Source organism: Parabacteroides distasonis ATCC 8503 (genome assembly GCF_000012845.1).
GTDB classification, from domain to species: domain Bacteria; phylum Bacteroidota; class Bacteroidia; order Bacteroidales; family Tannerellaceae; genus Parabacteroides; species Parabacteroides distasonis.
This window is the reverse complement of record NC_009615.1, coordinates 4,662,414-4,684,676: the sequence shown is the minus strand read 5'-3', so window position 1 is coordinate 4,684,676 and position 22,263 is coordinate 4,662,414. Positions and strand designations below refer to the sequence as shown.

The following is a 22,263-nucleotide window of genomic DNA, read 5'->3' as shown; positions in this document are numbered from 1 at the left end:
AGCTTAAGCAGATCTATAAATCACATTAAAAATAAACATCAGCAATAAAGAGAATGAAATATTTGGAAAGCTCGGCTTCAACCGGGCTACCAATTTTTCTATAGCGATCTTCATCTGTACACGAACCGTACTCTCTTGAACCGATAATATTTCCGCGATCTCCTTCGTTTTCAATCCCTCCTCACGAGACATCAAAAACACAAGACGGCATTTCTCAGGAAGTTCGTCAATCGCTTTATCAAGCATCTCTCTCATCTCTTTTAACTCCAAATGCTCCTCCGGAGAACCCTCATCTTCCTCTTCCATTAATGGCAACAACTCATTTAAAGAAGCCCTATTCAAGTCTTTATTCCTTGCTTGATAACGAAAAGACTCGTTACGTACAGAAATATATAAATAGGTATCTATATTATCAATCTCCTTTAATCGTTTCCGAGATTGCCAGACCGAGAAAAAAACATCTGTCACAACTTCACGGCATGCCTCCTTCTCGCCTAAACAATAATAAGCGAAGCGAAAAACCTGATCATAATATAAATTATAAAAACGTTCGAAAGCTCCCCTGTTATCTACCGACACAGATTCAAGCAACCCTTTGATATCTCGCACAAAAACTCCCACTCCTTTTTCTTTGATTTGGCAAACATACTAAATATAATCTAAATGCCTTTTTAAAAAGCAGACTATTTTTTCTCATATTTTACTTGCATATTCAAATTATTAAACTACTTTTGCACCCGCAATACGGAAGTAGCTCAGTCGGTAGAGCACTGGTCTCCAAAACCAGGTGTCGGGAGTTCGAGCCTCTCCTTCCGTGCGTGAGCGGCAACACTATGAATATGTGTTGCCGCTTTTTTATTATTCTCCTTCTCTTCCCATTGCGATAAAAAAGCGTAAATAAGACAACATTTTTCGTTAAAGAGACTATTTTTTCTTTCAATATATAAAGGAATATACTACTTTTATTGCCGATTTTAAATCTAATTGTGACTTAGTGTAAATAGTATACCATAGAAACAGATGACAACTAACAAATTTTCAAACCGATACTCGTCTGAGAGGAAAAAGTATTTTTTCAAAAGTAAGGCGTTTATCCTGTTCCTCGGATTATTTTTGGGAGCAGGGATTATGATCGCCCTTTATAAAACATCTGTATATTTCTCGACAGATGAATCTTGTATGATGTGCCACGTGCATCCTCACGTAGAAAACAGTTGGAAACTTTCCAAGCATGTAAATAATGGAAGTGGCGTTAAGACACATTGCGTAGCTTGTCACCTCCCACCCCAAACAAATACTTGGAAACATTATAGCGCAAAGGCTAAATTGGGTATGAAAGATGTTTGGTCATACTTGACTAAAGACAGCGCGGATTTCAATTGGGAAACTAAGTCCGAGTTGGAACACGCCGTTAAATATATCCCCAATGAATCTTGTAAGGAGTGCCATCAGAACTTATTCCCCGAAGGAATTACCGATGATGGTGTAACAGCACATTTATATTATGATGAGAATGAGAAAAAGCTAGATCTACAATGTATTAGTTGCCATTTGGATGCAGGACATTACAATCCGAACTACAATCACTCTAAGATGGTTGGCATACCGGGACAAAACACATCCGGGGCAACCTCGATAGATACCAGCCTGTTTTTTAAGGAACCAACTACAGTAACCTCTTTTACCGATTATGTAGAACAAATTCCCGGAACAATGGTCTCATTCAAGATGATTGCCATTCCCGGAGGTTCATTCAAAATGGGTAGTGAGGAAAAAGAGGCGTTTCATAAAGCAGATGAGTCACCTGTACACAACGTAACCGTTAGTCCGTTCTTCATGGCTGAGGTCGAGGTGACTTGGGATCAATACTGGGCTTTCTATGGGAATACGATGAGTGAGGGCCGTACCCCGCCAGAGACCGTGTACGCAAATAACAGTAATCCGAATGTCGATGCCATCTCCGGTCCGACACCTCCGTTCGGTTTCCCGGATCAAGGCTGGGGTGGCGGAGATCGCCCGGCTATTACAATGACTCATTATGCGGCCGAGACTTTCTGCCAATGGTTATCCAAGAAAACAGGAAAGACTTATCGTTTACCGACCGAGGCGGAATGGGAATATGCGGCACGTGGCGGCACGGAAACGCCTTATTTCTTTACGGGCAATCCAAAAGATTTCTCCGATCAAGGCTTCTGGCGTAAATTTTTCGACGCTAAGACTGATAGTATAGGTTCTTATGTGATTTATAGCAAGAACAGCAAAAACAAGACGCAAGAACCGGATTTGGTAAAAGCCAATCCCTTTGGGTTAAAGAATATGTTGGGTAATGTAATGGAATATTGTGCCGACAAGTATGATCCTGAAGCTTACGCTAAAAGCGGAAGTAGCGCCACAGATCCATTGATTACTGAAGGTACAGAATGGGTAGTGAGAGGCGGTAATTACACCTCCGATGCGGCAGATCTTCGCTGCGCTTCCCGTGATTATACCAAACATGAAGCTTGGTTAAAAACCGATCCGCAACAGCCGAAGAGTATCTGGTGGTACTCCGATATCAGAGGAATCGGTTTCCGTGTTGTATGTGAACCTAATAAATAGTGTCTAAAAAAAATAATATCATGAAAAAAGAGAACAGCATTAGCAGAAGATCATTTCTGAAAAGTTCAGCCCTAGCGGGTGCGCTTGGAGCAATTGGAACAGGTAGTACAGTTGGTGTATTAACTTCTTGTGGTGGAGGTGAAAGTGCGAACGCAATAAAGCCTTTGAAAGAACCCGGTACTTATTACGTGCCCGAATTACCAGATCTGGCAACTGATGGAAAAGAACTAAAAGCTGGTGTAATCGGTTGTGGCGGACGTGGTTCCGGAGCCGCTTTTAACTTCTTGAACGCTGCGAACGGCGTTACGATCGTGGCTTTAGGCGATACGTTCCAAGAACGTGTCGACGATTTGGCAAAGAAATTAAAAGACGAGAAAGGTATTGATGTACCGGCTGACAAACGTTTCGTCGGCTTGGATGCGTACAAGCAAGTGATCGATAGCGGCGTAGATGTAGTGATCGTCGCCACTCCTCCCGTATTCCGTCCGGTTCATTTCCAATACGCCACAGAAAAGGGCAAACATTCCTTCCTAGAGAAACCTATCTGTGTTGATCCGGTTGGTTACCGTACCATTATGGCTACCGCGAAACAAGCTGCGGCAAAGAACTTATGTGTCGTAACCGGTACTCAACGCCATCACCAACGCAGTTATGTCGAGTCTTACAAGAAGATCATGGAAGGATTGATCGGTGAGATCACGGGCGGTACGGTTTACTGGAACCAAAATATGCTTTGGTATCGGGACCGTCAACCGGGATGGAACGATTGCGAATATATGATCAAGGACTGGGTAAACTGGAAATGGCTTTCCGGCGACCATATCGTAGAGCAACACGTACATAATATAGATGTATTCACTTGGTTCAGCGGATTGAAACCAGTCAAGGCTGTAGGTTTCGGTTCTCGCCACCGTCGTATCACTGGCGACCAATATGATAACTTCAGCGTTGATTTCACAATGGAAAATGGTATCCATATGCATAGTATGTGCCGCCAGATAGATGGTTGTGCAAATAATGTAAGCGAATTCATCCAAGGAACCAAGGGATCATGGAGCAGTGACACGATGGAGATCAAGGATTTGGCAGGAAACGTTATCTGGAAATATGATCGCGAGGCCGAAAAAACGAACTTCAAGCAAACTGACCCGTATACATTAGAGCATGTAAACTGGATCAACTGTATCCGTGGTGGTAAACAAATCGAGCAAGCTTCTGAGACTGCTATCTCCAATATGGCCGCAATCATGGGTCGTGAGTCCGCTTACACGGGTGCCGAGACCACTTGGGATGCCATGACTGCCTCTGCATTGGATTATACTCCGAAAGATTTGAACTTAGGAAAGATGGATATGAGCGGCTTCGTCGTTCCTGTTCCGGGTAAACCAATCGACAAGAAATAATCCGGACTGTTTATGACATTAAATAGAAGAAACTTTTTAAGAACCTCCTTATCCGGCGCTGCTTTAGCGGTAGGAAGTACGGCCTTGGCCTCCTGCTCTTCCAAGCCGGCAAACACTGCCAAAGGAGAAAAAGGGAGCGACAAGACCGGCAAGGACCTTGAATTAAAGCTTTCTTTCCAAGAGGGAATCGCCCCGGGTGAAAGTTTGAACGAGAAACTTGATTTTATGGAGAAGTTGGGCGTTGTAGGTTTTGAGCCGGGTGGCGGAGGATTAGCCGGCCGGGTAAACGAGATCAAGCAGGCCTTAAACGGACGTAACATCAAAGTAAGTGCCATCTGCGCCGGCTTCAAAGGCTTTATTCTTTCTACCGATCCAGCCATCCGCAAGGAATGCATGGATACGATGAAAGAGATCATCGCCGCAGCCGGTGAATTAGGTTCTACGGGCGTGATTATCGTTCCTGCCTTTAATGGTCAAGTCCCCGCCTTGCCTCATACGATGGAGACACGGGATTTCCTTTGCGAGCAATTCAACGAGATGGGAACTTTCGCCGCCCAGCATGGGACTAGCGTCATCTTTGAACCTTTGAACCGAAAAGAGTGTTTTTATCTACGTCAAGTAGCCGACGCCGCCTCTTTATGCCGGGATATCAATAATCCGGGTGTACGTTGCATGGGCGACTTCTGGCATATGACATGGGAAGAGACCTCTGATATGGGAGCCTTTATCTCCGGTGGAGAGTATCTCCAACACGTACACGTGGCCAGCCGCAAACGTCGCAGCATGCCGGGTGAGGATGGAGATGCCGATAACTATATCAATGGTTTCAAGGGATTGAAAATGATTGGTTATAACAACTACGTAAGCTTCGAGTGCGGATGTCAGGGAGACCGTAACGTGGTAGTCCCCGCCGCCGTCAAGTTATTACGTGAACAATGGGAACAAGCTTGATAAGATGCCTTTAGTATACCCAAATATGCAATTGAGTGAGGTGGTGGAAGAACACCCCTCACTCATTCCCGTAATCAACCGGTTTGGGATTCGTCTCGGGCTTGGCGACAAATCAGTGAAGACGCTCTGTGAAGAACATTCGCTGGATACGGACTTCTTATTGACAGTGATCAATACCTTCCTCAACGAGGAGTATTTTCCGGAGAAGAAGTTACAAACTTTCCATACATCGCAGATCATTGATTACCTGACAAAGACGAACCAATACTATTTACGTTATCAGCTTCCCAATATAGAACGCCATCTAGGTTCCTTCATCTCGATGAGTACGCCCGGCAATCCTACTCTTGGATTGATAGGACGCTTCTTCTCCTCGTTCAAGGAAGAACTCATCGCCCGCATTGAGAAAGATGATAAGATATGGTTTCCCTACTGCATGTCGTTAAGCAGAAAGCTGGGAAAAGAACCGGCGGGAACGATCGATGGATTGCAAATCACCTCCGAGCAACGTACGGAAGATACCATCGAGGCCCTTTTAGCCGACTTAAAAAGTATCATGGTCAAGCATCTTTCGGGAGATTACGACGAGAATTTATGTTATGCCGTCCTCTTCTCCATCTGTAGTCTGGAGAAAGACATCAAACAACACAACCGGATCCGGTATCGAATCCTTACCCCCATGGTCTCGGCCATGGAAAAATTATGTATCTAACGATCTGAAATGCATCGAAACAAACAAATAGCGATCATACTGTCTGATACCCTAAGAAGTATCGGGCTGCAAAGCTTGCTGACCGACTACTTCCCCCCGGTAGAGGTTTGCTATTTTCCAAATTTCGAGATGCTTTCCTCCACAGGAAGCGACACCTACGATTACTATTTCACCGATTCAGATACCCTTGTGCTCAACGCAGATTTCTTCCTCCCGAGAAGAAACAAGACCGCCATCCTCATCGACAGCACCGAAGAACACGGGGCGCTCTCGTCTACGAACCGTATCACGTTACGTTCCTCCCAAGAGACCATTATCGAGCAATTGCAACAATTATTTACGAGCGACAGCTCCGGCAACACCACAACCGAAAACAACAAGGACCTATCCAGCCGTGAGGTAGACGTACTTCAACTGATCGTAAAAGGCATCACGAATAAAGAGATCGCCGATAAGCTGAACATCAGCTTGAACACCGTCCTTACCCATCGTAAGAACATCACCGCCAAGCTGGGCATCAAGACCGTATCCGGCCTCACCTTCTACGCCATCATGAACGGGATCATCTCAGGTGACGATATCGAACTATAGCGAAACCAACAAACCGGCTTTCAAAATCACTACATCTAGTGATTGACCATCCTGTTTCTTTACCGTTTCTTCGCGATTGAAAAAATATACTAACAAAAGAAATTCGATGAAGAGACACTACTTAGGTATCATCGCCCTAGGTGCGTTGGGGCTGCAAAATGTATACGCCGAGGACATCAAGGCTAACGAGAACGACACGATAAAAACCTATAACATGGGTGAGGTAATCGTGACCTCATCCACGAAGGAGACGAATAACCTCCGTACGTTACCCGGTTCCGTATCGATCCTTTCGCCGCAAATGATCTCCGGCAGGCAGATCGACGCATTAAAGGATATAAGTTCTTTCGTCCCGAACCTATACATGCCGGATTATGGGGCAAAACTAACCTCGGCCATCTATATCCGCGGTAACGGAGCCAGAAGTAGCGGACAATCCGTAGGCTTATATGTAGACAACGTGCCTTATCTGGATAAAAGCACCTTCGATTTCGAGCTGACCGATATCCAACGCATCGAGGTATTACGAGGGCCGCAAGGAACCTTGTATGGTCGTAACGCCATGGGGGGCATCGTAAATATCTATACCATCTCCCCGTTCGATTACCAAGGAAAGAAACTCTCCCTATCGGCCGGAAGCTACGGGCAATATAAAGTCAAGGCCTCCCATTATGCTAAGTTGAGCGAGACCATCGGATTCACCGCCGCCGCTTACTATGACCATAGCGACGGCTTCTACACCAATGCCTACGATGGGAAAAAGATCGATAAGGAAGACAATGTAGGCGGCCGATTCAAGTTAGAAGGTCGCTTCAATCCGAACTTCCGTGCCTCCTACTCCCTTTCCGTAGATTATACGGATCAAGGAGCGTTTCCATATGGTATGTTCATCGGAACCGGAAATACCGATCACAAGTATGTAAATCCTATCAATATCAACGATCCCAGCTCTTATAAACGGACGGTCATCGCCAATAACCTGTCCCTTGAATACCGGAATGAGCACGTGATACTAAGCAGCATCACCGGTCATCAATATTTCAAGGATGACATGAAGATGGATCAAGACTTCTCCCCTCTCTCGATCTTCACCCTCAACCAAAAGCAAAAACAAAACGCTTTCAGCGAGGAATTTGCGATCAAGAGCAACACGAGAAATAATTACCAATGGTCCTTCGGACTCTACGGTTTCTACGATGATCTACATACGGACGGCCCGGTCGATTTCAAGGAAGACGGAATTAAGACCGTCCTCCAGCCCGTATTCGATCAATTGAAGAAAGATCACCCTAAGATGCCCTATCTGAAAATACTGGACGATTATCTTTATATTCCGGGTTCTTTCGACACCCCTTCTTACGGTCTTGCATTGTATCACCAATCCACTTATAACAACCTGTTCACGGAAGGCCTGTCAATTACCGCCGGTATCCGCTTGGATTACGAGAAGCAAAAGATGGATTACAATTCCGAGGCTAAGATGAGAATGGGTTTCGGCTTCGTAGAAAACGGACCGGTTATCGACATCGAGAAACTTTTCCCGATCCCAACCACCGTGATGGACGCCAGTGTCTCCCAAGACTTCTGGCAAGTACTTCCGAAAGTCTCTTTAAAGTACGAATGCTCGCCAAACACGTTCACCTATGTATCGGTAGCGAAAGGTTATAAGACCGGGGGCTACAACGTACAAATGTCGGCAGACGTGATGCAAAGCCAGATGCAATACGATATGATGAGCGCTTTCAAGGACATGATGCCGATCGAGGTCAAAGAACCTACCCCCATCGAGGAAGTAGCCTCCTACAAACCGGAGAAAAGCTGGAACTACGAGATCGGTATCCGTAGCGAGTTGCTATTCCAACGCCTAAGCGCAGAATTGACAGGTTTCTATATGGACATTCAAGACGTTCAGCTGACCAAATTCGTGAACAGCGGCAACGGCCGTATCCTCACCAACGCCGGGAAAGCCAAAAGCTACGGTATAGAGGCCTCCTTGCGTGCCCGCATCATCGATGGGCTAACCGCCGACGTTAATTACGGTTTCACCCATGCTACGTTCCGGGATTACAACAACGGGAAAGAGGATTTCAAGAACAACTTCATCCCATATACCCCACGTCATACCCTCAATGTCGGACTGCAATACACCCGCCTGTTCCGTTACGCATGGATAGACCAATTCTCCGCCTCCGCCCAATTCAGCGGTGTCGGAAAGATCTTCTGGACCGAGCGAAACGACATCTACCAGAAATTCTACGGAACGGTAAACGCAAAGGTAGGCGTACGCAAAGGTATCGTCAACGTAAACCTATGGAGCCGTAATATAACGAACACCCATTACTCTGCATTTTATTTCGAGTCATTCGGGAATCCGTTTATCCAACTAGGTAAGCCTTTCCAGATCGGTGCGGAGGTGGCGATCGCCTTTTAAGCGCAAGCGTTCAATAGAAATAAAAAACGGGAGAGCCGGCTATTACACCAACTCTCCCGATAACATTATTCTTACTTTTCAGTCTTCGACAGCCTACAGAGCAAGAGCTACAATACGTCTCTTCTAGTAAACGAATCACCCTCTAGATATTCCATCCTTAACCTCGAATATAAAACTATACAGATCTTTTTATAGATTCCTCAAAAGAAACCACATTATATTTTCCATCAAAATCATTACTTAATGACAAATCATAAGCATCATCATCAAAAGCACGTTGTACAAAACGAATCAGTTTTATACCTAGCCATACGAAAGGATTTAATAATGTAGTCAACCATATTTTATGACCACTATATTTCGCTATAGCATTTACCATAACAGAAGTGGAAGCGTACTCTATATTCTGCGGACAAAAAATCCCCTTAGAATTATTATCAATCAACAGTCTGATAAATTCACATAGATTATCAATAAAAATCAAGCTCTTTCTCTGCGGATAATCAGGAAACACAGGCAATTTTTGCCCGTATTTCACTAGTAAAGGATAATTCCCTTTGCAACCTTTACCATATATCGCTGGTGGACGAACACTGCATACCGCAAACGAATCGTCATTCATGGATTGAATAACTTTATCCGCCTGCAGTTTACTATCTCCGTAAAAGCTAGAAGGATTCTCATTATTCTTATCTGTGACAATACCACAATCATCTCCATAAACGTTCATTGACGACAAGAAAATGAATTGCTTCACTCCTGACTCTCTTGCTGTTTGGCATATATCAATCGTCATATCCCGATTAATCGAATAGAACAAATCCCTTAAGTCTTCCGTAATTTTTATATGAGCAATACCAGCGACATCTATCACTACATCAAAAGAAGAGAAATCTGTTTTCTTCCATTCATTATTTATTGTTCCAATAGAAGCAACTTGGTATTTTGAGGGGAATCGGTTTAACCAGTTTTCTATATTTGTCCCAATATAGCTACCGGCTCCTGTTATCAGTACTCTTTTCATAGCTAACATTATAATTTAATCAAACCATCCTCATTATACAAAATATCCCAATACTTACGTAATAATTTGGTACCATATTTTATCTCTATTGGCGGTAATTCCTCACCTAATAATTGTTTCACTCTCAAATACGGTAAATTCAAACCAGCTCCAGCATATAATACGATGGTAGCAGTGACACGCGGATTCAAATCTGTTAACCATGGAGTATCATTCTCATCTAACATAAAATCAAAACCAATATTACCATCTAAGTTTAATTCACGCACAATATCTTTACATAGCTGATAAGCATCGCTTTTCTTTTCCACCACACTACTTTGAGCGATACTCATAGAACTAGTCGTATTTCTTCTCCCCGCAATGTACAATGTATTTCCTTGGTCAGCCAAAAGATCCACCGTATATTCTACACCTGGAAGAAATTCCATCGCTATCATTTCAGGTATAGGTTGGCATCCATCTATTATCTCGTACATTTCCTCTAATGTCACATTCTGAGAAGAAGGCTTTTCATGCATAAATAAATCTGATTTCGACAAATTAGCACGTACGATTCGTACCCCACGACTACCACTATTCTGTGTCATCTTAACGCAAACAGGCTTTTGAGGATAACCCAATTCTCCGATACGATTACGAAGTGTTTTGGCAGAATCTACCAAGAAATATTTCGGCACCACCAACCCTTTATCCTTCATAAACTCATAAAGCTGATATTTACTGTTAGCGATTTCAAGTGTTTCATTATTCGAGATAGCCACTTTTACATCCAGCTTCTTAAAATCATCCATTCTTTTTAGAATGGAAGGAAGTTCCATAGAAATATGCGGAAAAAACACATCTACCTTTTCATTCTTACAAATGTTCAGAAGAACATCTACAAAATTAGAATCAGTATATTTGGGAACTTGATAATATTTATCCACCAGCAAATTCATCGCAGGATCATTGGATATATCGCAACCGACAATCTTGATATTTCTTTCTTTATTTGCTTTCAGACATTTGAAGAAACCCGGCATAAAGAATGCTCCACACGCCGAACTTAATACAACTATATCTCTCATGGATTCTAGAATTTAAAGCTAAATTTATTGAATACGTCATCGAAAGTCTCTGCCCGCATAATCTGTTCCACCTCACCATTGGTACGCAGGACATACATGGCACTTTGAGGTTTGATGAATTGTGGCTTAGACACAATGGAATAACCACCAACATTGTCGAACACCAAAATGTCACCTTCTGCGATAGATTGTTCAAATCCCGGATAGAGTACATCTTGTTCCAAACATGTGAATCCCATGATATCCATATTAGTATAAGTATGCTGTTCCTTACCTCCTGACAAAACAGTTACCGGCAATTTTTTCATAGTACAGATTTCACCCAAATTATGATAATCACCATCCATATTAGCTATATATCGTCCCCTTACCTCTTTAACGCTAAGAACTTTCGTTACAAAACTCAAATAACGAGCTACCACAGTAGTACCAGGCTCAGTAAATAAGATAGGTTGATTTTCCACATCTTTATAATGGTCAGCAAAAGGCTGGATCGTACAATCCGCATAATCTTCATAAGTAGGCACGGTATCACCCCCAAACTGTTGTTTCAAAAATTCAGGCATATCAGCATACATACCGCTTCCCAACGAAATATAAGCTGGAACCCCGTCAATATAGTCATCCGCCGCTTTCAACATAATCTCCGTACGTTTAGTCCAAGCCTCCACACCTCTTGAGCGACTGATATGACAATGCAGACCGATCAAATTCAGATTGACAGTTTCTTTAATTAAAGAAACCGTTTCCTGTAATTCCTTACTTTCTGGCACTAGCCCAAAACGAGAAATAAAATCACCACCCACATGCATATTTATACGAATACCAACCGTATAATTTCTATCAGGATGCCCTTTAACATAAGAAATTATACGCTTCGCCTCATCTAGACTATCTATATTCAATATACCTTGATGTTCTAAGTGATCAAACATCTCCTCTCCTTTTGAGGGGCCATTGTAAACAATCTGTTTGTTATCATAACCTAACTTTTTAGCCAGTGTATATTCCATATCAGAAACTACCTCGGCATACCCACCCAACGATCTAACCAATTGGCAAACAAAAGGAGTATAATTGGTCTTGTAGGAATAAGAAAGCTGGTAATTAGGATAAATAGCCTTGAAGATACCTTCCAGCTTTCTATAATTATCAATGAAGCCTTTTTCATCAAACAGATAAAAAGGAGTACCATTACTCTTAATAAGATTCCTAATAGCTTGTTCCATTAGTATAACATATTTATTTCATTATTTCATTGGTTCGATACTCTTTCAAATGAGGTCTGAAATCATTACCATAATCATTCGTCATACGCTTAATTATTATACTAAATGTCAAGAAAAACACCTTCAAATCTAACCATAAAGATAAATGGTTTGCATAATACACCTCATATTCAAATTGTTCCTCATACGTTGTAAAGACCTTGCCAGACAAGCTGTCGGGAGGAATCAAACCTCCACGTACGCTATGACGTGCTCGTTCAGATTCATTGAAATACGGAAGATCATCCATCCGAAGTGGACGTGGACCAACAAAAGACATATCGCCAATGAAAATCGCCCATAGTTCCGGTAATTCATCAAGGGAGGAAGAACGAATCAAAGCCCCAGCCCTAGTTACACGTTGTTCCTCCGGAAGTAAATTCCCCTCCTTGTCTCGTGCATTGGTCATCGACCGGAACTTATACAGCTTGAAAGGCTTTTCCCCTTTACCGATACGCTCTTGAGAGAACAAGATCGGGCTACCCATAGAGATCCTGACAATAATAGCCAAGACAAGATATACCGGCAACAGAGCAATCATGGCAATGCCTGACAATACAATATCTAAAAAACGTTTAAAGAAATATCTGTACATACTAACTAATATTCTCTTAATACGATTTCAAAGCTTTCAGCATAGTTCGTTCCCCACTGGCTCCCCCTAACAGCAGCAAGGCCAGTAATATATTCGGCACTACGAGGGTGCGGATAAGGACGCATCACTCCTCTGTACATTCCCAATGCCGTAATCTTCGCATCCACACCCTCTTGACCAACTTCCACGTAACAATTAGGACGGAACAGATTCATAGCGTTATTAATAGCCCATTCCGTGCAGCTTGGCACCTCCATATACCAAAACTCCTTCACCCGTTTCACCTCGGGCCTACGTTGGAACAAACGGATAGCTTCTTGGCAAGCCATGGAAGTCTGCAAATGATCATTATTCGTATCAGCGGGATGATGCGTAATGACAATATCCGGCTCACTCTCTTTGATAGCACTTTCAATAAACTGCACCAATCTCAAATGCGGCACCGTATTCATCTCGATATTAGGGAAAGTCGCTTCAAATATCCTATCCACTCCCAAGTATTTGGTACTGGCATTCGTATCATCCTCCAACTCATTATCATCGGGACGGAACGCACGAGCTTTTGCTTCTGCACACATGATAGCCACATCTACAATGTCGCCATTTTGGGTCCATCTAGAGATAGAAGCTCCCGCTCCCAAAACCTCATCGTCGGGATGAGCAACTACAATTAAATATTTCATGGAACTTATTTTACTCTTTTATCCACTTTAGAAAAAACTTCATCAACAAAACCAGGAAGAGAATATCTGTATAATATAGATGGATCAACAGGTTTAAAATCTGAGAACAAGAACTCCTTAGGTATATTAATACATTCAAGATTAACAACTAAAATATTATCTGGATCATAGAAATCATATTTCATTACTTCTGCATTATTAGTAATATACTTCCTGTTAGCAGCCATAGCTTCATATGGCCTCGGAGATAGACCGCTCTGTTCAGAATAAACAATATCAAGAATGCATTTACTTTTTCTAACAATTTCCACATTTTCTAAATAACTCATCGGCTTAAATTGCATTCTTTTATAACTAACAAAAGTTCCCCTACGAATAAAATCCCACAAATAAAGTGTCCAGCTTGCCATATACAGAAAAAAGAATGACTTGATCCGATTTATCACAAAATACTCTTGAAGTCTTTTTATAACACCCCATCTATTGTTATAAAGTGTACCCACAAAAGATACGTCAAAGCTATAATCTTTTTTTACAGCTATATCCTGATATTCTTTTAAAAAAAATAGAGGTCTAAATTTAAATTGAGGATTATTTATAACATCATCAGTGTCGAAAGAATAAACATAGTCATATTGTTTAAGGATCTCTGGTATTTTTTTTCCACATAAAGGGTCCCACTGAAAAAAGATGAAAGTAGATTTTGGAAAACACCTATGAAGATATTTAAGTACTTTCACATCAAATCCCTGCCCCCTTATTACAAAAATTATATCAGGATTAAAATCCTTATTGATAGTCACAATTCTTCTAATGTAATTGAAGAAATACTGTGGCACTACCTTTTTAAACAAATACATATATATTTTTGTGAAAGAAGCTTGTGACGGACGTTCGTCATAAACACGTACTTCCGCCCCTCTACTTTCCAACTCTGTAACACAACCATCTGTATAATGTTTACAGGTTCCAAAAGGAGAAAATAGCAATACCTTTTTTCCTAATAATTTTTCCATTTACTTAAAAATCAAAAAACAACCTCTTTATATCCATTCAACCATCTATGGTTCATTTCTCCATAGCCTTGTTATAATCAAATTCACGACTAATACACTCCAAATTCTTATAAACCTTTATTCTTTTCTCCAAACCATTTTATCTACCACCCCGGTATAACTCTGAATCAGTTTCACCACCTTTACCGAGACATTCTCATCCATATAGTTAGGAACCGGAAAGCCCAACGCTCCATCTCGGTTCATCTCAACAGCCACATCCACCGCTTGCAGTACCTGCTCCGTCGTGATGCCAGCCAAGATAAAGTTTCCTTTGTCCAATGCCTCTGGACGTTCCGTACTTGTGCGAATACATACCGCAGGGATCGGATTGCCAATAGACAGGAAAAAACTGCTCTCCTCCGGAAGCGTTCCGGAATCAGATACGACCGCAAAAGCGTTTATCTGAAGATGATTGTAGTCATGAAAGCCTAAGGGCTGATGTTGAATCACACGAGGATCGAACCGGAAACCCCGTTGCTCAATATATTTCTTAGAACGAGGATGACAAGAATACAAGATCGGTAAATCGTACTTCTCTGCCATAGCGTTCACTGCGTTCATCAAGTTAAAGAAATTAGCCTTCGTATCGATATTCTCCTCCCGATGAGCAGAAAGAAGGATATACTTGCCTTTCTCCAATCCCAATCGGCTTAGCACATCACTAGCCTTGATCCGCTCCAAATTATTATGCAAGACTTCAGCCATTGGAGAACCTACCACATAAGTACGCTCCTTAGGAGTACCTGCGGCATTCAAATAGCGGCGAGCATGCTCGCTGTAGCAAATATTCACGTCTGATATGATATCCACTATACGGCGGTTTGTTTCCTCTGGAAGGCACTCATCGAAACAACGATTACCAGCCTCCATGTGGAAGATAGGGATATGTAAACGCTTCGCTCCTATTACACTCAAGCATGAGTTGGTATCACCCAGCACAAGTACAGCATCCGGTTTTAACTCAACCATCAACTTATAACTCTTATCGATTATGTTACCCATTGTAGCACCAAGATCATCCCCTACGGTATCCAGATAAACCTCTGGATCCGCCAACTTCAGATCCTTGAAAAAGATCCCGTTCAAATTGTAATCATAGTTCTGACCCGTATGAGCCAATACCACGTCAAAATATTTTCTGCACTTATTAATAACAGCTGCCAACCGGATAATCTCCGGACGAGTACCAACGATGATCAGCAATTTTAATTTCCCATTATTCTTAAATGTTGCCATCACTATTCTTTTTTAACAGGTTCAAAATAGGTATCCGGGTGGTTCAAATCAAAACTCTCATTCGCCCACATTACCGTTACCAGATCCTCCGTATCGGAGAGATTAATAATATTATGCGTATAACCCGGAAGCATATGAACCACCTCAATTCTATCACCACTCACATCAAACTCAATCATCTCGTCTGTACCGATCTTTCGCTCTTGTATCAAGCCATGACCGGAAACTACTATAAAAAACTCCCATTTGCTGTGATGCCAATGTTGCCCCTTGGTTATACCTGGCTTAGAGATATTAATACTCACCTGTCCACAATTCGTCAAACGAAGCAATTCCGTGAAACTACCACGTTGATCCACGTTCATCTTCAAGGGAAAAGCCACCTTCTCCTTGGGTAAATAGCTCAAGAAGGTACTATACAACTTTTTAGCGAAACTATTGTAAGGTATCTCCGGAACTATCAAGCTGCTCGGCTGATTCTTAAAGCCTTCCAGCAATCGAACGATCTCACCCAAAGTCACCTTATGGGTAATGGGAACCGCACAGTAACGACCATCCTCTTTCAACACCGTTTCTACACCATCAAACTCACAACGATGCTCCTCTCCCTTCAAGGCTGCTATCATCTCCTCCACTAAGTCATCTATATAAAGCAGTTCCAACTCTACTGCCGGATCATTGACAGTGATAGGCAGATCGTTGGCAATGTTATTACAGAACGTAGCGACAGCACTGTTATAATTAGGTCGACACCATTTTCCAAACAGATTCGGAAAACGATACACCAACACCTTCGCCCCCGTCTCCTCACCATATCGGAACATAAGTTCCTCTCCTGCCTTCTTGCTCTTACCATACTCAGACGTTCCGAAACGTCCCGCCAACGTAGCCTGTATAGAACTAGAGATCATAACAGGACAATTATTCTGATACTTCTTCAGCGTATCAAGCAGTGTAGAGGCGAAGCCAAAGTTTCCTTGCATAAACTCTTCATGGTTCTGCGGACGGTTCACTCCTGCCAAATTGAATACGAAGTCACAATCACTACAATATCGCTCCAACTCTTCCTGTGTCGAATCAATATCATACTCATATACGGCGCAGACGGTCAGATCACCATAATACCTCGCCTTGCCATCCCGTATATTTTTGAGTTGGCAAACAAGATTTCTGCCGACAAACCCATTAGAGCCGGTCACTAATATTTTCATTAAAAACAAAGAATTTATTAATTAAGAAAGGAAATTACTCCGAACGGATCTCCCTGCCCTTAGCGCAAGGCAACAGCCCAAGGTCCTCTTGGATAAAACGTAAACGCATCAATAGCTTCTTCATGCCCTCCACATCTAGGCGTGCGGTATTATGGCTATGGTAATCCTCGATAACCGAGACCTCCTCGTTACCCTCGGTAAAAAACTTATCATAATTCAAGTCACGGTTATCACAAGGGATACGATAATAATCTCCCATATCAATCGCCTTAGACATCTCCTCGCGGGTAACAAGTGTCTCGTAAAGCTTCTCGCCATGACGGGTACCGATCACTCTCACCTCCGTATCTCCATACCTAGGATCAACCTTGGCGTAAATCTCCTTCAAGGCCGTAGCTAAAGTAAAAAGCGTAGCGGCAGGAGCCTTCTGTACGAACAAGTCACCATTCTCGCCATGCGTAAAGGCATAAACCACCAAATCCACGGCATCATCCAGCGTCATCATAAAGCGAGTCATATTCGGATCAGTGATAGTGATAGACTTGCCATCCATCATCTGCTCCACCCACAAAGGAATCACTGAGCCTCGAGAAGCCATCACGTTGCCATAGCGAGTACAGCAAATAGTAGTCTTCGCATTAGCACCCAAGGCACGTCCCTGCGCAATAGCCACCTTCTCCATCATCGCCTTAGAGATACCCATGGCATTGATAGGATAAGCCGCCTTATCGGTAGAAAGCACCACCACGTTCTTCACTCCATGATCGATCGCTGAGAGCAACACATTATTAGTACCCTCAACATTCGTACGCACAGCTTCCATAGGGAAGAACTCACAACTGGGGACCTGCTTTAAGGCAGCAGCGGCAAACACATAATCTACCCCATCCATAGCGAAATCCACCGCTTCACGTTGGCGCACATTTCCAATATAAAACTTTACCTTATGAGCTACCTCGGGGCGTTGCGCCTGCAAGAAATGACGCATATCATCCTGCTTCTTCTCATCACGCGAAAAGATACGAACCTCCTTAATGTCGCTATCCAAGAAACGACGAAGCACGGCATTTCCGAAAGAGCCCGTACCACCTGTAATTAACAGGGTTTTATTTTCAAATACAGACATTATATATCAATGATTAAAATTAATTAGAGTACTTGTTCCACACGTTTACATATTTCCTTGATCAAGTCTTCATTGTTCGTAGATCTGCCTTTTCCCCACATCTCATCCAATATCCAAGTTCGCCTTTCTTCAGAAATCTGTAGCGAGCTGCTACTTTCTATCGTTGCTAGCAATTGCTTAAAATCTGAAGCATGTACTCCTGGTGTAAATGTCTTATAGTCACGAAAGAATCCGAATTCGTTTTTCGCATAACTATCTACGTCGAAATCATAATGGATAACCCCTTTATTGGGTAATAATAAATAGTCATACCAAATAGAAGAATAGTCAGATATCATAATATCCGTAAAAGGTAAAATCGGATACAAATCAATATTGGCATCTATATAATAGATATGCTTCAAATCCTTATATTTAAACGCATCATACGTCATGGAAGGATGAAGCTTGAGTAATAATATGGCATTTATTTTTGAAAATGCCTTATTCAAGGCATACAGATCAGGAAAGGCATAGTCCATAAAATGCGTACCATAGTTGATACGCCATGTGGGCATGTAAACAAATACCTTGTTATACTTCCGTGAAGTATGAATAATATCCAACATCAAGGGGTCTTCTTTTTCTTCGATATAGCGAAGCAAACGCTCATGATCCATCATCATAAACGAACAACGAGGCGACATACCATGATACAATACTTGCGGATCAAACCGAAAGAATCGCAAGTACTGGTCATCTATCGTTGGCGTGGTTGAAAAGAACAAGCCATATTGCTCATAGACATAAGGCATACATACACGTGAAAGAAACGATCGATCTGCTGGAACTGCTTTATTATCAACCATCGCTTTCAAAGAGATTCCATGCCACAGATTCACATTGAAAACTCTCCCGGAAGTGAAAAAATTAATGTGATTTGAATTTACCGTACTGACATAAACACCTGCGGTCAATGAATGATATAATCCTTTAAGGCTATACTTATAATATGCACTGTAAGACAATGCTCGTAAACGTTTGACCAACCTGCGTGAGGAAGTTATCCAGATCGTTTGGATTTCTGGATGCTGTTCCTGCATATAAATAAAGAGGTATTTAGTATTATCCTTAAAGATCTTTTTGTTACCAAACACCCACTTTTTTTTGTTCCTAGGAGTACAATAAGAAATCATTAGGAAAAAGTACCCTATAAATACATAAATTACCTCTTGAATAAGTTCGGAAATACTATGTCCTTTAAAAATAACATTAAGAAATTTCATGTGATACCTATCTATAATTATTTATAAGTTGAAATAAGTTTTGATAAGATAGCTTTCAAGTCATTTTGGGGCGACCACCCTAATTCCTGCAACTTAGCGGTACTTAATCTTAATTTTGTTTCTGGGGCATACCCCATATTATCATTTAATCTAAACTCCACACTTATATTTGGATTAAAGTTGTCTCTTAGAAGTTCAGCCAATCCCCTTGCAGAAATATAAGTATCTGCATTTGCTACATTATACGCATTGCCTTTTTCACCTTTGAGTAATATATAAAGTATCGCTGAAACACAATCTATTGTATAGCAAATAGGTTTAGCAGACTCACCTTTAGAATATAAAATAATATTATCCCCCTTGGATGTTAAACGGCAAAAATGGGCAACATAACGATTATCCGTACTACTTACATTAGCTCCTGTCGTTTGTGTCAAACGAGCCACCATTATATTCAAATTATACTCAGCCGCATACAACGCACATAAATTTTCAGCAGCACGTTTTGCCATCGGATAACTACTACGTGTCGCCATTGGATCCAAATAGCCTTGAACCTCTTCTGTTACAAGATTGGAATCATCTAAAATAGTACCATACACTTCCAATGATGATAAATAGACAAAGCCTTTTACCGGAAAACGCCTTACATACTCCAATAAAACTTGCGTACAATTAACAATCGTATTAAATGTTTCTACTGGCTTTTCGACAAAAAATTTACTTGAAGTAGGGGCTGCACAATGCACGATGAAATCCACTTCACCAATTTCACTATAATCAAATGAAGACAAATCGCACTCTATAAAATGTATATGAGTATGCTCCTCACTTTCATACATATCTTGCGCCTTAGCTTTACAGCGTACAGGTGCGACAATACGAATATTCCTGTTTAACGCTAATAAACAATGTATTAAAGTAGAACCTATCAGTCCTGTTCCTCCTGTAATAAGAAAAATTGTATGACCAAGTTGTGCGGAAAGCTCAAAAGATCTCACAAACTCCTCTATATCTTGTTTAATAAGTTGACTCATAAATTAAAACCCAAAAATTTGTTGATTCTCATGCACCTCTACCATAGCCCTAAATATAAAATAGTCGGTAGGAGTCGTAATTTTAATATTCTCCATAGGTCCCTCTATGGTTGCCATCTTATACCCAAAATAACTCATCATAGAACAAGAATCTATAAAAGTAATGTTACCATTTTCTTTATTCTTTCTATGGATACTTAGGATATCCTTTAAATAAAAGCTTTGAGGTGCCCGGGCCAGCAGGCAAGAAGAACGATCGGGAATCACCATTTGTCCCTCCTCTTTCTGGATGACAAAAGTTTCTATGGCAGGTACGACAGTTATGGCACTTCCTTTTTCATGTACTTTTTCAATATTCCGTGTAATTGTCTCATCCACGATCAAAGGCCGGACCCCATCATGAATAAGCACCACGGCATTCTCCTCCCCCTTATCCTTGCAATAATCCTCCACGGCACAAAGACCTCTATAGATAGAATCTTGCCCGGAATCACCTCCTGATACAATTTTAACCACCTTGTTGATCTCAAACTTCTTCAACATCTTTTTCAAAAAAGGAATCCACGATTCAAGGCATACCACTACAATACCATCAATCAAAGGGTGATTGTCAAAAAGTTCAAGCGTATAAATAATAATAGGTTTACCCCTTAACTCCAGAAATTGTTTAGGTTTAGACCTAGTATTCATTCTTACACCGGATCCCCCCGCAAAAATGACTGCTATATTTTTCATGATTAACAAACTAAGAAAGCTAAGCTTCTATTAATTTTTCCAATAAAGCCAATTGACTATCCATCGTATTTTCCGGAAAGAGTGCTTCAACCTCTTCAAAAGACAATCTCTTTCCTTTCATTTGCTTACAAAACTCACTCACTCGCTCTACCGCATCCGCATCATCAGGACCAATATTAATACCTAAGGGGTATTTCTCTACCATTGCATAATGAACGTCTTTCAATTGATAGAAATTAATGATCGGGCGACCTGTAGAAAACAATTCTAACATTTTACTAGGTATTTGCAAGCTGAAATTATTTCCTATATTTATCAAAATATCATATTCATTATAAATAAGCTCATTATATCTACTTCTATTAACAGCCGGGAAACTTTTAATAGTTTCTGACAAATACTTATCTACAATACTATTACAATTACTATAACTAATATAAAAATCGACATGAATATCATCAATTTGAGATAAGACAGATAATGCCCGCTCCGGATTTCTTCTATCTGCATACAACGCTCCCGCATAAACCAATCTACATTTCCCTTCATTTACGATTTGTTGAACAACTGATTTAGATAAGGAGCTAAGAATATATTTCATCACAAAAGTTTTCTCATTCGGTTGAGAGAAGTCATTCAAAGCCGAATGATAAAGTTCTTCTGTAAACATATTAAAGTCAGCTATATCATACACAGATTTTTCATTTTTATAATTACGAATTTTTCTTCTATTTGGAAAAAAAACATACTTATATTTAGAAGGTTGAAAGGTAAATGGATCTGTTATAAAAGTAATCCATTTTACTTTAGGATGCTTAAGCTTAAATCTTCGGGATGCAAAAACAGAACAAATGGGATTAACCACACTAATAATCACATCAATCGTCTTATCTTGATCAATTTTTTCCAGTTCATGATAAAATGGATTCATTTGCCAACCCTCAACTGTAGGATAACTGATTGGTGACAACAATAAAGACCTAATTCTAAACAAATCAACAACTACCTTATTAAGCATAACATTACGACCATTCCGTATATTCTCTTCACACAACATCCTCCATTTCCACATTCGTGAAAAAACAAAATGCAGCTTAATCTTAGGATCATTTAACGGTTCAAAATGAACCTGACTTAATGGACAAACAACATCAATAGAGTGTTTATTTTTTAATATTTGTATATACTTATCTATGCAGGCTGAAGTCGCTGACATATTTGGATAATACGCACCTGTTAAAATTACTATATTCATGATTATATCTTAAT

At 41.1% G+C, this 22,263-nt stretch carries 20 protein-coding genes and 1 tRNA gene; 7 read left to right on the top strand and 14 right to left on the bottom strand.

All coding sequences use genetic code 11. The annotated features are described in order from the left end of the window. Nucleotides 1-3: 3 nt before the first annotated feature. Nucleotides 4-609 carry an RNA polymerase sigma-70 factor gene (locus BDI_RS19255; protein ID WP_041525636.1) on the bottom strand — a complete coding sequence of 202 codons (606 nt, stop codon included), beginning with the start codon at nt 607-609 and terminating at the stop codon, nt 4-6. A 135-nt stretch (nt 610-744) separates the two neighbouring features. Here BDI_RS19255 and BDI_RS19250 point away from each other — a divergent pair. The 7 genes from BDI_RS19250 (at nt 745) to BDI_RS19220 (ending at nt 8,686) form a co-directional block, all read left to right on the top strand. After that, nucleotides 745-817 (top strand) — tRNA-Trp (locus BDI_RS19250). A gap of 203 nt (nt 818-1,020) precedes the next feature. Continuing rightward, nucleotides 1,021-2,598 (top strand): SUMF1/EgtB/PvdO family nonheme iron enzyme, encoded by a 1,578-nt coding sequence (locus tag BDI_RS19245; RefSeq protein WP_012056208.1) that lies wholly within the window; start codon nt 1,021-1,023, stop codon nt 2,596-2,598. 20 nt (nt 2,599-2,618) lie between these two features. After that, a complete protein-coding gene (locus tag BDI_RS19240; RefSeq protein WP_012056207.1) occupies nt 2,619-4,001 on the top strand; it encodes a Gfo/Idh/MocA family oxidoreductase in 1,383 nt (460 codons plus the stop codon). Nucleotides 4,002-4,013: 12 nt separating this feature from the next. Next, nucleotides 4,014-4,952 carry a sugar phosphate isomerase/epimerase family protein gene (locus tag BDI_RS19235; protein ID WP_012056206.1) on the top strand — a complete coding sequence of 313 codons (939 nt, stop codon included), beginning with the start codon at nt 4,014-4,016 and terminating at the stop codon, nt 4,950-4,952. Between the two features lie 25 nt (nt 4,953-4,977). Then, on the top strand, nt 4,978-5,664 hold the full coding sequence (locus tag BDI_RS19230) for a LuxR family transcriptional regulator (RefSeq protein WP_012056205.1): 687 nt from the start codon (nt 4,978-4,980) through the stop codon (nt 5,662-5,664). A 9-nt stretch (nt 5,665-5,673) separates the two neighbouring features. Next, nucleotides 5,674-6,255 carry a helix-turn-helix transcriptional regulator gene (locus BDI_RS19225; RefSeq protein WP_012056204.1) on the top strand — a complete coding sequence of 194 codons (582 nt, stop codon included), beginning with the start codon at nt 5,674-5,676 and terminating at the stop codon, nt 6,253-6,255. A 106-nt stretch (nt 6,256-6,361) separates the two neighbouring features. Further along, nucleotides 6,362-8,686, top strand: a complete 2,325-nt coding sequence (locus BDI_RS19220; RefSeq protein ID WP_012056203.1) for a TonB-dependent receptor — start codon at nt 6,362-6,364, stop codon at nt 8,684-8,686. A 175-nt stretch (nt 8,687-8,861) separates the two neighbouring features. On the opposite strand, the gene BDI_RS19215 is transcribed toward BDI_RS19220, so the two are convergent. The 13 genes from BDI_RS19215 to BDI_RS19155 all read right to left on the bottom strand — a co-directional run bounded on the left by BDI_RS19215 (nt 8,862) and on the right by BDI_RS19155 (nt 22,249). Further along, on the bottom strand, nt 8,862-9,710 hold the full coding sequence (locus tag BDI_RS19215; RefSeq protein WP_012056202.1) for an NAD-dependent epimerase/dehydratase family protein: 849 nt from the start codon (nt 9,708-9,710) through the stop codon (nt 8,862-8,864). Between the two features lie 8 nt (nt 9,711-9,718). Next, nucleotides 9,719-10,780, bottom strand: a complete 1,062-nt coding sequence (locus BDI_RS19210) for an ATP-grasp domain-containing protein (protein WP_008779400.1) — start codon at nt 10,778-10,780, stop codon at nt 9,719-9,721. Nucleotides 10,781-10,785: 5 nt separating this feature from the next. After that, the gene (locus BDI_RS19205; RefSeq protein ID WP_012056201.1) at nt 10,786-12,009 is read right to left on the bottom strand and encodes a diaminopimelate decarboxylase; all 1,224 of its coding nucleotides are present in this window, start codon (nt 12,007-12,009) and stop codon (nt 10,786-10,788) included. A 13-nt stretch (nt 12,010-12,022) separates the two neighbouring features. Next, nucleotides 12,023-12,643: a sugar transferase gene (locus tag BDI_RS19200; protein WP_012056200.1), complete on the bottom strand. Its 621-nt coding sequence runs from the start codon at nt 12,641-12,643 to the stop codon at nt 12,023-12,025. Between the two features lie 5 nt (nt 12,644-12,648). Beyond that, entirely contained in the window at nt 12,649-13,326 is a 678-nt protein-coding gene (locus BDI_RS19195) for a PIG-L deacetylase family protein (protein ID WP_012056199.1), read from the bottom strand. A 5-nt stretch (nt 13,327-13,331) separates the two neighbouring features. Then, the gene (locus BDI_RS19190) at nt 13,332-14,342 is read right to left on the bottom strand and encodes a hypothetical protein (protein ID WP_008779396.1); all 1,011 of its coding nucleotides are present in this window, start codon (nt 14,340-14,342) and stop codon (nt 13,332-13,334) included. 117 nt (nt 14,343-14,459) lie between these two features. Beyond that, nucleotides 14,460-15,620: a non-hydrolyzing UDP-N-acetylglucosamine 2-epimerase gene (gene wecB, locus BDI_RS19185; RefSeq protein WP_012056198.1), complete on the bottom strand. Its 1,161-nt coding sequence runs from the start codon at nt 15,618-15,620 to the stop codon at nt 14,460-14,462. Nucleotides 15,621-15,622: 2 nt separating this feature from the next. Beyond that, the gene (locus BDI_RS19180; RefSeq protein ID WP_012056197.1) at nt 15,623-16,831 is read right to left on the bottom strand and encodes a capsular polysaccharide biosynthesis protein CapF; all 1,209 of its coding nucleotides are present in this window, start codon (nt 16,829-16,831) and stop codon (nt 15,623-15,625) included. 34 nt (nt 16,832-16,865) lie between these two features. Next, on the bottom strand, nt 16,866-17,957 hold the full coding sequence (locus BDI_RS19175; protein WP_008779393.1) for a polysaccharide biosynthesis protein: 1,092 nt from the start codon (nt 17,955-17,957) through the stop codon (nt 16,866-16,868). A 23-nt stretch (nt 17,958-17,980) separates the two neighbouring features. Beyond that, entirely contained in the window at nt 17,981-19,222 is a 1,242-nt protein-coding gene (locus BDI_RS19170) for a CDP-glycerol glycerophosphotransferase family protein (RefSeq protein ID WP_012056196.1), read from the bottom strand. Between the two features lie 17 nt (nt 19,223-19,239). Further along, the gene (locus BDI_RS19165) at nt 19,240-20,259 is read right to left on the bottom strand and encodes an NAD-dependent epimerase/dehydratase family protein (protein WP_012056195.1); all 1,020 of its coding nucleotides are present in this window, start codon (nt 20,257-20,259) and stop codon (nt 19,240-19,242) included. A gap of 3 nt (nt 20,260-20,262) precedes the next feature. Then, nucleotides 20,263-20,994: an IspD/TarI family cytidylyltransferase gene (locus BDI_RS19160; protein WP_008779390.1), complete on the bottom strand. Its 732-nt coding sequence runs from the start codon at nt 20,992-20,994 to the stop codon at nt 20,263-20,265. A 19-nt stretch (nt 20,995-21,013) separates the two neighbouring features. Then, nucleotides 21,014-22,249: a hypothetical protein gene (locus BDI_RS19155; RefSeq protein ID WP_012056194.1), complete on the bottom strand. Its 1,236-nt coding sequence runs from the start codon at nt 22,247-22,249 to the stop codon at nt 21,014-21,016. Nucleotides 22,250-22,263: the final 14 nt, after the last annotated feature.

What these genes read in the sequence shown, in the direction of transcription:
- BDI_RS19245 (WP_012056208.1), top strand. Translation starts at nt 1,021, where the DNA reads ATGACAACTAACAAATTTTCAAACCGATACTCGTCTGAGAGGAAAAAG.
- BDI_RS19240 (WP_012056207.1), top strand. Translation starts at nt 2,619, where the DNA reads ATGAAAAAAGAGAACAGCATTAGCAGAAGATCATTTCTGAAAAGTTCA.
- BDI_RS19235 (WP_012056206.1), top strand. Translation starts at nt 4,014, where the DNA reads ATGACATTAAATAGAAGAAACTTTTTAAGAACCTCCTTATCCGGCGCT.
- BDI_RS19230 (WP_012056205.1), top strand. Translation starts at nt 4,978, where the DNA reads ATGCAATTGAGTGAGGTGGTGGAAGAACACCCCTCACTCATTCCCGTA.
- BDI_RS19225 (WP_012056204.1), top strand. Translation starts at nt 5,674, where the DNA reads ATGCATCGAAACAAACAAATAGCGATCATACTGTCTGATACCCTAAGA.
- BDI_RS19220 (WP_012056203.1), top strand. Translation starts at nt 6,362, where the DNA reads ATGAAGAGACACTACTTAGGTATCATCGCCCTAGGTGCGTTGGGGCTG.
- BDI_RS19215 (WP_012056202.1), bottom strand. Translation starts at nt 9,710, where the DNA reads ATGAAAAGAGTACTGATAACAGGAGCCGGTAGCTATATTGGGACAAAT.
- BDI_RS19210 (WP_008779400.1), bottom strand. Translation starts at nt 10,780, where the DNA reads ATGAGAGATATAGTTGTATTAAGTTCGGCGTGTGGAGCATTCTTTATG.
- BDI_RS19205 (WP_012056201.1), bottom strand. Translation starts at nt 12,009, where the DNA reads ATGGAACAAGCTATTAGGAATCTTATTAAGAGTAATGGTACTCCTTTT.
- BDI_RS19200 (WP_012056200.1), bottom strand. Translation starts at nt 12,643, where the DNA reads ATGTACAGATATTTCTTTAAACGTTTTTTAGATATTGTATTGTCAGGC.
- BDI_RS19195 (WP_012056199.1), bottom strand. Translation starts at nt 13,326, where the DNA reads ATGAAATATTTAATTGTAGTTGCTCATCCCGACGATGAGGTTTTGGGA.
- BDI_RS19190 (WP_008779396.1), bottom strand. Translation starts at nt 14,342, where the DNA reads ATGGAAAAATTATTAGGAAAAAAGGTATTGCTATTTTCTCCTTTTGGA.
- wecB (WP_012056198.1), bottom strand. Translation starts at nt 15,620, where the DNA reads ATGGCAACATTTAAGAATAATGGGAAATTAAAATTGCTGATCATCGTT.
- BDI_RS19180 (WP_012056197.1), bottom strand. Translation starts at nt 16,831, where the DNA reads ATGAAAATATTAGTGACCGGCTCTAATGGGTTTGTCGGCAGAAATCTT.
- BDI_RS19175 (WP_008779393.1), bottom strand. Translation starts at nt 17,957, where the DNA reads ATGTCTGTATTTGAAAATAAAACCCTGTTAATTACAGGTGGTACGGGC.
- BDI_RS19170 (WP_012056196.1), bottom strand. Translation starts at nt 19,222, where the DNA reads ATGAAATTTCTTAATGTTATTTTTAAAGGACATAGTATTTCCGAACTT.
- BDI_RS19165 (WP_012056195.1), bottom strand. Translation starts at nt 20,259, where the DNA reads ATGAGTCAACTTATTAAACAAGATATAGAGGAGTTTGTGAGATCTTTT.
- BDI_RS19160 (WP_008779390.1), bottom strand. Translation starts at nt 20,994, where the DNA reads ATGAAAAATATAGCAGTCATTTTTGCGGGGGGATCCGGTGTAAGAATG.
- BDI_RS19155 (WP_012056194.1), bottom strand. Translation starts at nt 22,249, where the DNA reads ATGAATATAGTAATTTTAACAGGTGCGTATTATCCAAATATGTCAGCG.